At 75.5% G+C, this 14,101-nt stretch carries 11 protein-coding genes; 7 read left to right on the forward strand and 4 right to left on the reverse strand.

The features are described from left to right. Window positions 1-17: 17 nt before the first annotated feature. The 3 genes from DER29_RS31985 to lanM all read right to left on the reverse strand — a co-directional run bounded on the left by DER29_RS31985 (window position 18) and on the right by lanM (window position 6,639). A complete protein-coding gene (locus DER29_RS31985) occupies window positions 18-2,918 on the reverse strand; it encodes an AAA family ATPase (RefSeq protein WP_233600291.1) in 2,901 nt (966 codons plus the stop codon). Between the two features lie 81 nt (window positions 2,919-2,999). Continuing rightward, entirely contained in the window at window positions 3,000-3,236 is a 237-nt protein-coding gene (locus DER29_RS31990) for a hypothetical protein (protein ID WP_121401337.1), read from the reverse strand. 85 nt (window positions 3,237-3,321) lie between these two features. Further along, on the reverse strand, window positions 3,322-6,639 hold the full coding sequence (gene lanM / locus DER29_RS31995) for a type 2 lanthipeptide synthetase LanM family protein (RefSeq protein ID WP_233600292.1): 3,318 nt from the start codon (window positions 6,637-6,639) through the stop codon (window positions 3,322-3,324). A gap of 308 nt (window positions 6,640-6,947) precedes the next feature. Between lanM and DER29_RS32000 the strand changes: the two genes are divergently transcribed. The 4 genes from DER29_RS32000 (at window position 6,948) to fabG (ending at window position 10,459) form a co-directional block, all read left to right on the forward strand. Next, a complete protein-coding gene (locus DER29_RS32000; RefSeq protein ID WP_121401338.1) occupies window positions 6,948-8,765 on the forward strand; it encodes an AfsR/SARP family transcriptional regulator in 1,818 nt (605 codons plus the stop codon). 67 nt (window positions 8,766-8,832) lie between these two features. Further along, entirely contained in the window at window positions 8,833-9,198 is a 366-nt protein-coding gene (locus DER29_RS32005) for a hypothetical protein (protein ID WP_148710164.1), read from the forward strand. A gap of 5 nt (window positions 9,199-9,203) precedes the next feature. Next, on the forward strand, window positions 9,204-9,716 hold the full coding sequence (locus tag DER29_RS32010) for a 3-hydroxyacyl-ACP dehydratase FabZ family protein (RefSeq protein WP_121401340.1): 513 nt from the start codon (window positions 9,204-9,206) through the stop codon (window positions 9,714-9,716). Beyond that, on the forward strand, window positions 9,713-10,459 hold the full coding sequence (gene fabG, locus DER29_RS32015) for a 3-oxoacyl-ACP reductase FabG (protein ID WP_121401341.1): 747 nt from the start codon (window positions 9,713-9,715) through the stop codon (window positions 10,457-10,459). Before DER29_RS32010 ends, fabG begins: the two co-directional genes overlap by 4 nt. Here fabG and DER29_RS32020 read toward each other — a convergent pair. After that, window positions 10,431-11,267: an SDR family oxidoreductase gene (locus tag DER29_RS32020; protein WP_121401342.1), complete on the reverse strand. Its 837-nt coding sequence runs from the start codon at window positions 11,265-11,267 to the stop codon at window positions 10,431-10,433. The two genes, fabG and DER29_RS32020, sit on opposite strands and share 29 nt — an antisense overlap. Window positions 11,268-11,446: 179 nt before the next feature. Between DER29_RS32020 and DER29_RS32025 the strand changes: the two genes are divergently transcribed. Genes DER29_RS32025 through DER29_RS32035 form a run of 3 tightly spaced genes read left to right on the forward strand, consistent with a single transcriptional unit; the run spans window position 11,447 to window position 14,025 of the window. Next, window positions 11,447-12,403 carry a beta-ketoacyl-ACP synthase III gene (locus tag DER29_RS32025; RefSeq protein ID WP_121401343.1) on the forward strand — a complete coding sequence of 319 codons (957 nt, stop codon included), beginning with the start codon at window positions 11,447-11,449 and terminating at the stop codon, window positions 12,401-12,403. 24 nt (window positions 12,404-12,427) lie between these two features. Then, the gene (locus DER29_RS36035; RefSeq protein ID WP_101410848.1) at window positions 12,428-12,667 is read left to right on the forward strand and encodes an acyl carrier protein; all 240 of its coding nucleotides are present in this window, start codon (window positions 12,428-12,430) and stop codon (window positions 12,665-12,667) included. Next, a complete protein-coding gene (locus tag DER29_RS32035) occupies window positions 12,664-14,025 on the forward strand; it encodes a condensation domain-containing protein (protein ID WP_121401344.1) in 1,362 nt (453 codons plus the stop codon). The genes DER29_RS36035 and DER29_RS32035 overlap by 4 nt, the downstream gene beginning before the upstream one ends. Window positions 14,026-14,101 lie beyond the last annotated feature (76 nt).

Consider the following 14,101-nt stretch of genomic DNA (forward strand, 5'->3'; position numbering starts at 1 on the left):
TTGCACCGCGTGGCCGCTCAGCCGCTCTCCACCTCGGCGGCGTACTCGCTGAGCGCGATCCGGTTCGGCAGGCCCGTCTTGCCGAGCAGGCTGGACACGTGCCGTTCCACTGTGCGCGGAGAGAGGTGCAGCCGGCCGGCGATCTCCCGGTTGCTCAGCCGCCCGACAAGCAGCCGAAGCACCTCGAACTCCCGCACCGTCACGCCCACCGACCGTAGGCCGGAGGGGATGTCGCCCGCACCGGAGCGGCGCTGCGTCATGCGTACGCCGGCCTGGCGCAGCAGGGCCCGGCAGGCGCTGGCCACGGCCGGCACGTCGCTGCGGTGGAAGTGCTCCTCGGCGGCGCGCAGCCACTGCACCGGCGTCCCCCACCCGTCGGCGAGGGCCGACTCGCACACCAGCCGCAACGCGAGGTGCCGGCCCATCGCGTACGGCGCCCCCGCCCGCATCGCCTCGGCCGCCGCCGCCTCCGCCTCCTCCTGCCGACCGGACCGGCCGAGCAGCACCGCCTTCGCGAAGAGGGCGAACTGCAGATCCCAGCGCAGCCTGCTCGCCGAGTCGCCCTGCACCGCCTCGTAGGCCGGCCACCCGGCCTCGCCGGAGGCGACCTGGAGCAGCACGTGCAGGCCGTGCCGGCCGGAGAGGTGGAATACCGTCGGGCTCTGCGCCTCGGCGTCGAACGCGCGGGCCAACTCGTCGAGGGCGCGGGGCCGGTCCTCCTCCAGCAGCGCGCAGAAGGCCCTGGCCAGCCCGTGTACGCGGGAGGCGTGCAGGGCCTGGTCGCCGCTCCACCGGCGGAACTCGGCCAGCGCGTGCTCCATCTCCCGACGCCGCCCCTGGTGCGCCGCGAGCACCGCGCTGACCAGCAGCACGTACTGGGTGGTCTCCAGCAGCTTCAGCCGGGTGGTCGCGGCCAGCACCTGCTGGACGAGGGCGTTCGCGGTGTCGAAGTCGCCCCGCAGCACGGCGTGCAGGGCGAGGCTCGCCTCCGCCTGGTGGCGCGCGGTCACCGCGCCGGCCTGCGAGGCCCGCTCCCGGGCCTGTTCGAGCCGGTCCAGGCGCGCGTTGCGCAGCGCGTCGTCGTTGCCGAGCCGGATCAGCGCGTGGATCTCCCAGATCGGCAGCCGGTGCTGCGCGGCGATGGCCAGGGCCCGTTCCAGGCACCGCGTCGCCTCCGCCGGGTCGCGGTGCCGGATCAACGCGCCGAGCAGCTGCCAGGCCTGGCAGGCCACCACCGGCAGGGGGACGGTCTCGGCGACGGTGGCGGCCCGGCGGGCCAGCGCCTCGGCGGTGGCGAGCTGGTCCTGCCCGGCGGTGTCCAGCACCAGGTGGGCGGCGACCACGTCGACCGGCGCGGTGTCCTCCGCGGCGGCGTCCGGGCCGAGCAGGGCGCGCGCCTGCTCCACCTGTGCCAGCCCCTCGGCCGAGCGGCCGGCGACCGTCGCGGCCCAGGCCAGCCGGGTGTGCAGCTGCGCCCGCCGGCGCGGGTCGACGCCACCGATCTGGTCGAGGGTGCTGACCGACGCGAGTGCCCGCTCGACCAGGCCCGCCTCCGCCAGGGCGTGCAGCAGGGCTTCGAGGGCGGCCGCGCGGGCCACGGGATTGTCGCCGAGCAGGCCGATCGCGCGGTCGAGCAGGGAGACCGCGGTGGTGGCGCCGCCCTGCGCGATCGCCCGCCGGCCCGCCTCGGTGAACAGCCGGCCGGCCGCCTCCGGGTTGTCGGCCTCCAGGTGCAGGGTGGCCGACACCTGGCACCATTCGCCAGGCAGACCGGGGAAGACCGCCTCCACCGCGTCGGTCATCCGCTGGGCGAGCCGGGCGCGGTCGGCGGGGCCGAGGAGGCTGAGCAACGCCTCCCGGGTGAGCCGGTGCCGGAAGGCGTACCAGTCGGTGAGCTGGTCGTCGACCGTGACCAGCCGCCCGGCGACGTCGCCGCACAGGTGGTCGAGCACGTCGTGGTCGCTCAGCCCGGTGGCCGCCTGCACCACGGCCAGCGGAAACCGCTGGCCCAGCAGCGCGCCCATCGAGAGCAGCTCCCGGGCCTGTGGACCGAGCTGCTCGACCCCCTGCGCCATGCCCCGCGCCAGGGTGCTCGGCAGGGCGGCGGGCAGCTTCTCGGACAGCCGCCAGCCCTGCGGGCCGCCGATCAGCAGCGCACCGTCGACCATGCCGGCGACGAGTTCCTCGATCAGGAAGGGGTTGCCGGCACTGCCCGTCGCGACGAGGGCGTGCGCGGCCGCCGGCACCCGCTCCGGGTCGGCGTCGAGGCAGGCGCCGACCATCTGCCGCAGCCCGTCGTCGTCGAGCCGGCCCAACTCGATGAGGGTGCACTGACCGCGTTGGGCGGCCGACCGGGCGATCGTCGACGCGGCGCAGGGCTCGGCCCTGATCGCCCCCAGCAGCAGGGTCGGTTGCAGGGCGAGGTTGTCGATCAGGTACTCCAGCACGGCCAACGTCTCCGTGTCCGCGTCCTGGAGGTCGTCCAGCAGCATCAGGCAACCCCGCCCCGCGCCGGCCACCCCGGTCAACCGGAGGACGGCCTCGGCCAGGATCACCAGGGACGCGTTCTCCTGGTCGGCCGGCGGCCGGCCCCAGTCGGGGACGAGCCGGCCGAGGATCGGGCCGTACGGTCCGAGCACGGTGGGGTCGACCGGCCCGGACCGGAGCAGCGACAGCAGCGCCTCGGTCAGCGGGCGCAGCGGCACCGCGGTACCGATCGTGCTGCCCCGGCCCCGCATCACCCGCATGCCCGCCGCGGTGGCCAGCTCCGCGACCCTCGACGCGAGGCGGGACTTGCCCACGCCGCTCTCGCCGACCACGAAGACCGCGCCGCCCCGCCCCGCCCGCGCCGATTCGAGGCTGTTCAGCACCGCGCGCAGTTCGGCGTCCCTGCCGATGAACTTCGAGGAGCGGTACACACTGCGCACGCTATCCGAGGAGGCAGGCCCGGCCCAACGCGGTGCTGGTCGACGCGGCCCCGGGCGGCTACCGCGCCGTCATCACATCGGCTTCTCGGGGCAGCAGGTCGTCAGGGGCGCGGCGTCCGCCGCCGCGCCGGCGTCACCGACGAGACCGCCGATCACCATGCCCACGGGCACGACCAGGCTGGCGAGGGCGGCCGCACGGATCCCGAACGTCACGACGGGCTGCAGCCACATCGCTCCGGCCGGGTCGTCGACGGGCGCCGCGGAGTCGGTCTCGTCGACGCGGTACGGGGGGAGCTGGTTCTCGGACAACTGTCATTCCTCCTGTTGGTGACTTCGTCGGTCGCTGCGGAGCTGGCGGCTCCTCTGGAGATCGTCGTCGCTCGCCCGGCGGTCCTCAACCCGTGGGGCCCGGTTCAGGGGTCGGTTCCAGCAGCAGCACCGACGGCACCGGCCCGGCCCCGGAGAGCCGGAGCAGCCCGTACCCGATGCCGGCGAGGCCGGTGAGCAGCCCGGGGGTGGACACGTTGCCCGGGGTCCCGCAGGACGCCCCGTACCGGTCGACGGCGTCCAGGATCCGACCGGCACGTCGCCGCGCCGCGCCACCGCCGTCGAGGACACCGGTCGCCTCGGCGACGCCCAGCTCGCCGTGGCAGAGGCTGAGGTCGTCGAGCAGCGGGCGGTCGGTGAGCAGGCCTACCGTCCCGTCGGGCGCGGGTCCGGGTCCGCCGCCCGGCGGCACGACCCGGTCGGCCACGCCCCGGGTGCCGGGCGCAGGGGCGTCGGGGGTGCCGGCGTCGGGGGCGAGGGCGTGGTGGGCGAGCGCGAGGCCGGCCGCGCCGCGACACCAGCCGTACCCCGCCGGCCCGTCGCCGCCGGGGGTGCCCGCCCGGCGCAGCGCGCGCCGGCCCGCCCGGGCGTAGCGGGCGCCACCGGTGCGGGCGTACCGGCCCAGCGCCCAGCCGATGCCGGCCAGCCCGTCGGCGAAGCCCGGCTCCGTCGGCAGGTCGTCCCGCTCGATCACGTCCACGAGCCGGTCGGCCCAGCCCCGGGCGAGCGCCGCCGCCGGCGCGTGGCCCAGCTCGGCGTGCACCGCGTCCATGGCGGCGAGGCAGCCCGCGCCGCCGTCGGCCCAGGACAGGGCCGCCGAGTCCGCGCTGGCGGCGGCGGCCAGGTCGACCGCCACGCGAGCCTGTCCGGCGAGCCCGGGGTCGGCCAGCAGGGTGGACAGTCGGGCGAGGCCGTACGCGATGCCGCCGAGGCCGTACAGCCCGCCGGGGCCGATCGCGGCGGTCAGGTCCGGGCGCGCGCCGAGCAACCGGAACAGCCCCGGCACCCCGGCGACGGCCCGGTGGGCCAGCTCGGCGTAGCGGGCGGTGCCGGTCACCGCGGCGAGCTGGCCGAGGAAGAGCGCGACCCCGAGGTGCCCGTTGGCCAGCCCGGCCCCCATCGGCAGGACGAGCCACTGCCGGTCGTCCACCAGCTCCAGGCCGAGCCAGTTCACCCGGTCCGCGCCGGTCACGCTCCGGGCCTGGATCTCGTCGGCGAGCGCGCACGCCGTGGCGAGCAGGCGCTCCGGCGACGCGGCGGCGTCCGCGACCGGCCGGGACGTCGGTGCGCCGACGTGCCGGCCGTCGACCGGGCGACGGGTCGCCAGCGTCGCCGCGACGATCCACTCCTGGTGCCGCCGGTCGGCCTCGTCCAGCGCGGCGATCTTGCGCAGCGCGGCGTCGAGCCCGCAGCGGGCCAGCGGCACGGGCAGCGGTTCGCCGCCCCCGGCGACCCGGACGGTGCGGCTGCCCGGAGTGCCCTCGAACAGCGGGACGTCGCCCGCCCACAGCGCGGCCACCTCGTGTCGCGGGAACTGGGCGAGGAAGGGGTGCCCGTCCACGCTGGACCAGAGGACGCCGAACGCGCGGTCGCGCTCCAGCGCGTCGCCGAGCACGTCCGGGTGGGTGGTCTCGGTGAGCAGGGTGTGGTACGCCGAGGTGGGCCGGGCGACCAGCCGTACCGGGACGTCGGCGCAGGACGCGACCAGTTCGGTGAACTCCCGCCGGTGCGCCCGGATCGTCTCGTACGCCCGCCGGAACCCCGCCCGCAGCGCCGGCTCGTGGGCGACGGGATCGACCGGGGAGTCGCCGACGCGGGGGCGGTTGCGGCCGCCGGCGAAGTCGACGGCCCGGCGGGTCAGCCGCATCCGGTCGGTGCCCGGGTCGGCCCAGTCGAGCGCGCTGACGGGTGCGGTCCCGCCCCGGTCGCCGCCGACGCCGGACAGGTCCATCGCCCCCTGGTCGCCGACGACGATCACCGGCATCAGGCCGGTCCGGTGCACCGAGGCGGTCAGCAGGTCCGCCGCCGGGTCGCCGCTGCCCACCGGCTCGCCCAGCGCGGGATGGAACAGCGTCTCGGTGTCCACCACGACCGGTGTGTCGCCGGCGGCGATCAGGTTCTCGTAGTGCATGTCCGTGGCGTGCAGGGCGTGCAGCAGCGCGACCAGGGCGCCCTGCCGGCGGTAGAACCCGTCCGCCTGCCCCGGGTGGCCCAGCGCCGTCGCGTCCACGTACTCCGACCAGCCGTAGCCGGGCCGGGTCAGGGCGGCGACCCCGCGCAGCCCCAGCCCCGGCGCCCGCCGCTCCAGCCAGTCGACGAACCCGGTGAAGCGGACCTGGGAGGCCAGGTCGCGCGGCTTGTAGACGACGCGTCGGCCGTTCGCGAAGCGCAGCACGGTGGTCGTACGGCCACCGGTGTGGGCGTCGCCCAGGTTGCTGCGGACCGCGACGAGCGGGCCGGGGTCGTCACCGCCGAGCAGGGTCCCCACCAGGTCGTCGCGGTCGGCGACGAACCGGGTCAGGAGTTCGAGCCCGGACCGGGCGGCCGCCGTGCCGGCCTGCGCCAGCAGGCGGGCCAGCACGGGGTAGCGGTCGACCAGCTCGACCAGCCCGGCGGGGTCGCAGAGCTGCGCCACGAAGTCGGCGAAGCGGGCCCGGCCGTCGGCGCCGGCGAGCCGGCCGGCCGCCCGGCGTCGGTGCAGCTCCGAGACCAGCGTGCGGGCCGCGACGGCGAGCAGGCGCCGACCCAGCGCGGCGGCGAACTGGTCGGTGAGGGCGGCCAGGTCGACCGTCTGCTCCGTCGCGACCGGACGGGCTCCGGCGAGGAACCGGTCGGCGGCGACGTCGACGAACGGCCGCAGGGGCGCGGCGAGGGCGGCCCGCCAGTCCGCCGGGTCGGCCGGCGGCCGGGGCGTGGCCGCGGCGGCCAGGGCCGCCTCGACGCTATGCGCCCATCCCGGGCGGGTCGTCCTGGCGGCGAGCGCGGACCGGTCCTCGGCCAGCAGCGCGCGCAGCGCCGCCTCGTCCAGGCCGACCTCGGCGAGGCGCGCCCCGAGGCCCGGCCCGTGCCCGTCCCGCCACCGGGCCAGCCGCCGGTCGACGTCGCCCGCGCCTCCGGCGTCGCCCGCGCCTCCGGCGTCGCCCGTGCCGTCGGGGCCGTCGGTGGCCGTGCCGACCGCGCCGCGCGCGGCGTCGGCGTTGCCCGGGTCGCCCGCATCCGGGCCGTCCGCGTCGCGCCGGGCGTCGGCGGGGCGTCGGCCCGGTGGGCCCCCGGCCGGGCCGGGCACGCGTTCGTGCAGCGCGAGCCCCGAGGCCCACCAGTGCGGGGCCAGCCGTACGCCGGAGCAGGCGTGATCGGTGGCGCCGGCCAGGGGAGTCGAGGTCACCGTTGCACGGTGCCAGAGGGGAGCGCGGAGGTCATGCGTGGAAACTACTCACATTCGTGCCCCGTTGCTGGCCGCGCCGGTGCGCGCGAGCCCGCCGGGGCCCGCGGACGGCGGGACCGACCGGGTCGGCGGCGGCTTCCCGCTCCACGTGCGACCCGCCCCATCCTAGTCACGATCAGTGATCAACTGAACTGTCAGCGTGACGTCGACGGGAAATTGAGTGCCGCCCACGCATGTGGACCGTGCCGGTGCCGATGAGTCTTCGGGCGACTGTTCTACCCGGGGCGGCGCGATGAACGGAGCCAGGGATGGAGTTTCGGGTACTGGGGCCGGTGGGGGCCTGGAGGGGTGACTCGGAGGTGGCGCTGGACGGTGCGAAGCAGCGCACCGTGCTCGCGGCGTTGCTGCTCGCCGAGGGGCGTACCGTGCCGGACACCCGGCTGTGCGAGCTGCTCTGGGGGGAGCGCCCGCCGGCCACCTTCGCCGCCCAGCTCTACAACTACGTCTCGCGGCTGCGCAAGTACCTCGGCGCCGAGGTGGACATCGTCCGGCAGTGGTCGGGGTACCAGATCAGGATCGGCGCCGCCCGGCTCGACCTCGACGAGTTCGAGCGCCTGGCCGAGGCCGGGCGGGAGGCACTGCGCGACGGGCGGCACGCCGAGGCCGCCGAGCGGCTGCACGCCGCCATGTCGCTGTGGCGCGGCCCCGCGCTGTCCAACGTGACCGAGCACCTCGCGGCGGCCGAGGCGCACCGCATGGCGGAGGTGCGGATGGCGGTCCTGGAGAGCCGGATCGAGGCCGACCTGCGGCTGGGGCGCCACGTCCGGCTGGTCCCCGAGATCACCCAGCTCGTCGCCAAGCACCCGCTGCACGAGGGGCTGCGGGGCCAGCTGATGACCGCCCTGCTGCACAGCGACCGGCAGGCCGACGCGCTGGCCGCCTACCACGAGGGCCGCCGGGTGCTCGCCGACGAACTGGGCGTCGACCCGGGGCCGCTGCTCACGGAGGCGTACCGGTCGATCCTCGCCGGCCCCCCGGCCCCGGCGGTCGTCGCGGAGCCGAGCTGGCACGGGGTGCGGCCCGCGATGCTCCCGCCCGGCGTCGGTGACTTCGCCGGGCGGGAGGAGGAGCTGAACGGGCTGCTCCGGGTGCTGACCGCCGAGCCGAGGGCCTGCCCGCCGGTCGCCGTGGTCACCGGGATGGCCGGCGTCGGCAAGAGCACGCTCGCCCTGCACGCTGCCCACCTCACCCGGACCGCCTTCCCCGACGGTCAGCTCTACGCCGACCTCGGTCGCGCGCGGGGCAACGCCGTCGAGCCGTACGACGTGCTCGGCTGGTTCCTGCGCAGCCTCGGCCACGCCGAGTCGGCGATCCCGAAGGGGCTCGACGAGCGGGTCCGGCTCTACCGCAGCCAGCTCGCCGGCCGGCGGCTGCTGGTCATGCTCGACGGCACCGCGGACTACGCGCAGGTGAGCCCGCTGCTGCCCGGCGACCCCGGCTGTCAGGTCATCGTCACCAGCCGGCTCCGCATGCCCGAGCTGGCCGGCGCCACGTCGATCGAGGTCGGCACCCTCGACCGGCGGCAGGCGCTCGCGCTGCTCGGCCGGATCATCGGGGCGCAGCGGGTCGCCGAGGAGGCCGAGGCGGCCGGCCGGATCGTCGAGCTGTGCGGCCGGCTCTCGCTCGGCGTCCGGGTCGCCGGATCCCGGCTGCTGGCGCGCCCGCACTGGTCGCTCGGGTACCTGGCGGACCGGCTCGCCGACGAGCGGTACCGGCTGGACGAGCTCCGGCTGGGCTCGATGGACGTCCGGGAACGGCTGGACAGCAGCTACCACCAGCTGGCCGACCTGGGCCAGCTCGCCCTGCGCCGACTGGCGCTGCTGCGCACGCCGGCCTTCCCCAGCTGGTGCACCGCGGAGGTGCTGGGCGTGTCCCGGCACGCCGGCGAGGAGGTGGGGGAGAACCTGGTCGACGCCCGGCTGCTGGAGATCGTCGAGTCCGACGGCGGCCGGCGGCAGCGGTTCCGCTTCCACGACCTCGTCCGCGTCTTCGCCCGGGAGAAGGCCGACCAGGCCGACCGGGTGCTGGTGGCCGGCGCCGGGGCGCTGAGCGCGGTGGGCAACTGACCCGAGGCCGGCCCACGGCGGGCCGGGACAGTAGAGAAGATATAGCCGCCGACCCCATGGTGGCCTGGTGAAAGCCCTGACATCGGCCGACTGCGCGACGGCCGTTCCCATCGACGTGGAGCACGTCGCACCCGACACGATCGTGGCCAGGATCCGCCCCGACCTCGGCGATCCGGTCTTCGCCGGCCACTACCCGGGATTTCCGTTGCTGCCCGGGGTCCACATCTTCGAGTTCGTGCACCGGGCGGTCCGCGCCGCGGCCCCCGGGCTGACGCTCACCGAGATCGTCAGCTGCCGGTTCCTGCTGCCCTTCCGGGGCGACGACGAACTCGTCGTGACCATCCGCCGCAGCGGCGACCTGTGGCGGGGCGAGGTCGCCGCCGCCGCGGTGCCGGTCGCCGAGGTGCTGCTGCGCTACGCGAGCGAGGAGTGAGCCCCATGATGGGGATCGAGGAGATCAGGCGGATCATCCCGCACCGGCCGCCGATGCTGCTGGTCGACCGGGTCACCGAGCTGGTGCCCCGGCGGCGGCTGGTGGGCTCGCTGACCGTCACCGGTGACCGGGCGCTGCCGATGTCGCTGCTGCTGGAATCCTGGGGGCAGGCGGCGCTGGTGCTGATCCGGCACGACCGGCCGATGCCGGACGTGCTGACCGACGGCGTGCCGGTGGCCGGCGTCTTCGAGCACATCCGGTTCGGGCGGCCGGTGCTGCCCGGGGAGACGGTGGAGCACCATGTGACCATGAACCGGCTGGTCGCCGACACCGCCTTCGTCACCGGCGAGAGCGTCGTCGGGTCCACCGTGGTGCTGCGGGTGGGCCGCCTGGTCGGTGCGATGCGATCGGTGGAGTCCCTGCGGGCGTCTCTCGACGCGGCGACCCGGGAGTCCCGCGCGGCGGCCCCCGCGCAGCCGGCCGAGCCGGCCCCGGCGGCGTCCGGGGCGGCGCGGTGAGCGCCGGTGGGCGGCCCGTCGCCCTGGTCACGGGCGGCTCCCGGGGCATCGGCCGGGCGGTGGTGCTGCGGCTGGTTGGGGACGGCTACGACGTGGCCATGTGCTACCAGTCCAGCAAGGACGCCGCCGACGAGGTGGTCGCGCAGGCGGCCGCGGAGGGCGGGCGCGTGCTCGCGCTGGCGGTCGACGTCGCCGACGCCGCCGCGGTGCGGGACTTCGTGTCGACCGCCGAGCGGGAGCTGGGTGACCCCGAGGCGGTGGTCACCGTCGCGGGGATCATCCGGGACCGGCCGCTGGCCCTGATGGCCGACGCCGACTGGCGCTCCGTGATGGAGGTGAACCTCGACGGCACCTACCACGTCTGCCGCGCGGTGATCCGCCGGATGATGCGCAGGCGTCGCGGGTCGATCGTCACGGTCTCCTCGGTGTCCGGGGTGGCCGGCAACGCGATGCAGACGAACTACTCCGCCTCGAAGGCCGGGATCATCGGCTTCACCAAGGCGCTGGCCAAGGAGGTCGGCCGGTACGACATCCGGGCGAACGTGGTGGCGCCCGGCTACGTCGACACGGACATGATCGCCGCCCTCTCCGACGAGCTGGGCGCGATCGCCCGGGACCGGGTGGCCCTGGGCCGGCTCGGGCGCAGCGAGGAGATCGCCGACGTGGTGGCGTTCCTGCTCTCCTCCCGGGCGTCGTACCTGACCGGTCAGGTGGTCACCGTGGACGGCGGCCTGTCGATGTGACCGGCCGCCGGCCACGGCCGGCGGCCACCCGCGGGTACCACGGCCCGAGCAGCCGGGTCAGGATCTCGGTGCGGTAGGCGTCCGCCCCGACCAGGATCCGGGCCCGGTTGCGGGCCACCCCGCGCAGGATGGCGCGGGCGGCGTACTCCGCCGAGATGTCGACCGAGCGCTCGAAGTGCTCCCGCACCGCCTGGTAGTCGCGCAGCCCGTCGTTGCGGGCGTTGCGCATGATGTTCGTCCTGATCCGGCCGGGATGCACGCAGCTCACCCTGACCGGCACCCCGTCGGCCCGCAGCTCCTGCGCCACCGCCTCCGTGAAGCCCCGGACGGCGAACTTGGCGGCGTTGTACCCGCTCTGCATCGGCGCGCCGGCCAGCCCCAGCACACTGGAGACGTTGACCAGGTGCCCGCGCGACGCCGTCAGCAGCGGCAGGAACGCCCGCGTGCCGTGCACGACCCCCCAGAAGTCGACGTTCATCACCCATTCGAGGTCTTCCCAGGCCCCGTCGGCGACCGAGGCGAGCAGGGTCACCCCGGCGTTGTTGACGACCAGGTCGGCGCGGCCGAAGTCGGCGTCGACCCGCTCGGCGTGCGCCAGCACCGCGGCCCGGTCCGTCACGTCCAACCGGTACCCGCGCACCTGGCCGTCGAGGCCCGCGCAGCACCGTACGGTCTCGCGCAGCCCCTCGTCGTCCACGTCGGAGACGGCGAGCCGGGCCCCCCGGGCGGCCAGCTCGACGGCGAGCGCGCGGCCGATGCCCGAGCCGGCGCCGGTGACCACCGCCACCCTGTCAGTGAAGTCTCTCATCCTGGACCTTCTCGCTCGGCCTTCGGGCCTCGGCGGTCCGCGCCCGACGCAGACTTCCCCCGCCGGCTATGGCATTCCTATGCCGCGTCGATATGTAGAGAAGCTATGAGGCGGCTGCCCGAGCCTTTCTCCCGGCAGTCCTCGACGCGGCTGCCGTCCGGGTTGACGAAGGGAGAACGATGTCGAGCATCTTCGGTTCGGCGATCACCGGGCTCGGCGCCTATCGGCCCACCCGCGTGGTCACCAACCCGGACATCGCACTGCGTACGGACGTGACCACGGAGTGGATCGAGGAGCGCACGGGCATCAAGACCCGGCACGCCGCCGGTCCCGGGGAGACCGTGCCGGTGATGTCGGCGGAGGCCGGCGCGAAGGCGCTGGCGATGGCGAACGTCGACCCCTCCGAGGTCGACCTGCTCATCCTGGCCACCGCCACCAAGCGGGACCGGATCCCGGGCGGCGCGCCGGAGGTCGCCCACCGGATCGGCATCCCGGCGACCGGCGCGTTCGACCTGAACGCCGCCTGCGCGGGCTTCGCCTACTCGGTGTCGGTCGCGTCCAACGCGGTGCGCCTCGGCGAGGCGCGCAACGTGCTGGTCGTCGGCGCCGAACACCTCACCGAGTTCATCGACCCCGAGGACCCGGCGACCTACGTCATCTTTGGCGACGGCGCGGGCGCCGCGGTGATCTCCCGCTCCGAGAACCAGGACATCGGCCCCGTGGTGTGGGGCAGCGACGGCCGGCGGGCCCCGATCCTCGGCACGAAGTGGGCCAAGGACGGCAAGGAGTACGCCTCGATGAACGGGCCGCTGGTCTACCGGTGGTCCACCAAGAACATCCCCCCGGTCGCGCGGGAGGCCTGCGCCCGCGCCGGGATCGACCTGTCGGAGATCGACTGGTTCGTGCCGCACCAGGCGAACCTGCGGATCATCGAGCAGCTCGCCGAGATCCTGGAGATCCCGGAGGAGAAGGTCGCCCGGGACGTGATCGACACGGGGAACACCTCGGCGGCCTCGGTGCCGCTCGCGCTGAGCCGGCTGCACGAGAGCGGCCGGACCAAGCCCGGCGACAAGGCGCTGCTGCTCGGCTTCGGCGCCGGCCTCGCGTACGCCGGCCAGATCGTCCGGATGCCCTGAACACCCTCCCGAAAGGACACTGACATGACCGTTGACCAGGTGGCCGCCGACGTCGAGCAGCTGACCCGCAAGCTGATGACCGAGGAGCCGGACCGGCCGATCTCCGCCGACGACACCTTCGTGGACCTGGGCCTCGACTCGCTCAAGCTGGTCGACCTGCTCGGCGCCGCCGAGGTGCACTTCGACATCGAGGTGCCGGACGAGGAGGTCGGCAACTTCGTCCGCGTCCGGGACCTGACCGACTTCGTGCTCGGCGCCAAGTGAACGCCGGCGACGGGGACGCCCGGGAGCTGTCCGTCGGTCAGGCCGCGCAGTGGGCGCTGTACCGACTCGCGCCCGAGAGCTCGACCAGCAACGTGGTGACGGCCGTGCTCGCCGAGCCGGTCCTCGACACCGACGTGCTGCGGGCCGCCCTCGTCGCCGTGCAGGACCGGCACGACCTGCTCCGGTCCCGGTTCGCCGAGACCGGAGCGGGGCCGGTGCGGCTGGTCGATCCCATCGGCTCCGACGCGATCGAGGTCCGCGACGTCGGCGACGTGGACGACGCGGCGCTGCGTACGCTCATCCACGCTGCCGGCGAGCAGCCGCTCCGGCTCGAACAGGACGGCCCCCTGCGGGTGGTGCTGCTGCGCCGGCGCACGGATTGCGCGCTGGTGCTGGTCATCCACCACATCGCCACCGACGGGCTCTCGCAGTACCTGATCTGGCGGGACCTCGGCGACGCGTACCGGGTGCTGCGGGGCGGGGGCGCGGTCGACTGGCCGACGCGACCCCGCTACGACGAGTTCGTCGCGCGGGAGCAGGCCATGCTGGCCGGTCCCCGCAGCGCCGAGCTGGCCGAGCACTGGGCCCGCACCTGCGCCGGGGCCACCGCCGCCACCCTGCCCACCGACCGGCCCCGTTCCGCCACCCGGTCCTACCGGGGCGCGTCCGTGGCCCGGATGCTGCCGGACGACGTCGCCCGGCAGGTACGCGCGACGGCCGCCGCCCTGGCGGTCACCCCGTTCAGCGTCCTGCTCGGCGTCTTCGAGGCGCTGCTGCACCGGTGCACCGGGCAGCGTGAGTTCACCATCGGCTGCCCGGTCTCGGTGCGGCGGGGACGGGCGCTGCGGGAGGTGGTCGGGATGCTGGTGAACCCGGTGGTGCTGCGCTCGTCGTTCGCCCCGGACACCACCTTCGCGGCGGCGATCTCCGCCGCGGGACGCCAGCTCTCGGACGGGGTGGCGCGCGCCGCCTACCCGTTCCCGCTGGTCCAGGCGGCCCGCCGGGACCGGGACCCGCTGGTGCGGGTCACCATCACGCTGCTCACCCGGCAGCACGGCGACACCCTGTCCGACACCAGCAACGGGTTCGTCGGGCACCGGGTCCGCCAGGTGGTGGTGCCGTACGACGAGGGCCAGTTCGACCTCGCCGTGACGGTGCACCAGCTGCCCGACCTGGCCCTGCGCACCGAGTTCAACTACGACACGGACCTGCTCGACCGCGCCACCGTCGAGCGGCTCTTCGACCAGTACCTGGCCCTGCTCGGCGCCGCCTGCGCCGACCCGGCCGCCACGGTGGCCGACGCCCGCCTGGCGGGCGACGTCGACGAGCGGATGCTGCTCGAACTCGGCATGAGCTGAGCACCTCGGTCACCCGGCGCCCGTCGTCGACGGGGCGCCGCTCGACGCCCGCACGGCGGATGCGGGTGACCTTCCG

Origin of the sequence: Micromonospora sp. M71_S20, assembly GCF_003664255.1 — a bacterium.
Classification (GTDB): Bacteria; Actinomycetota; Actinomycetes; order Mycobacteriales; family Micromonosporaceae; genus Micromonospora.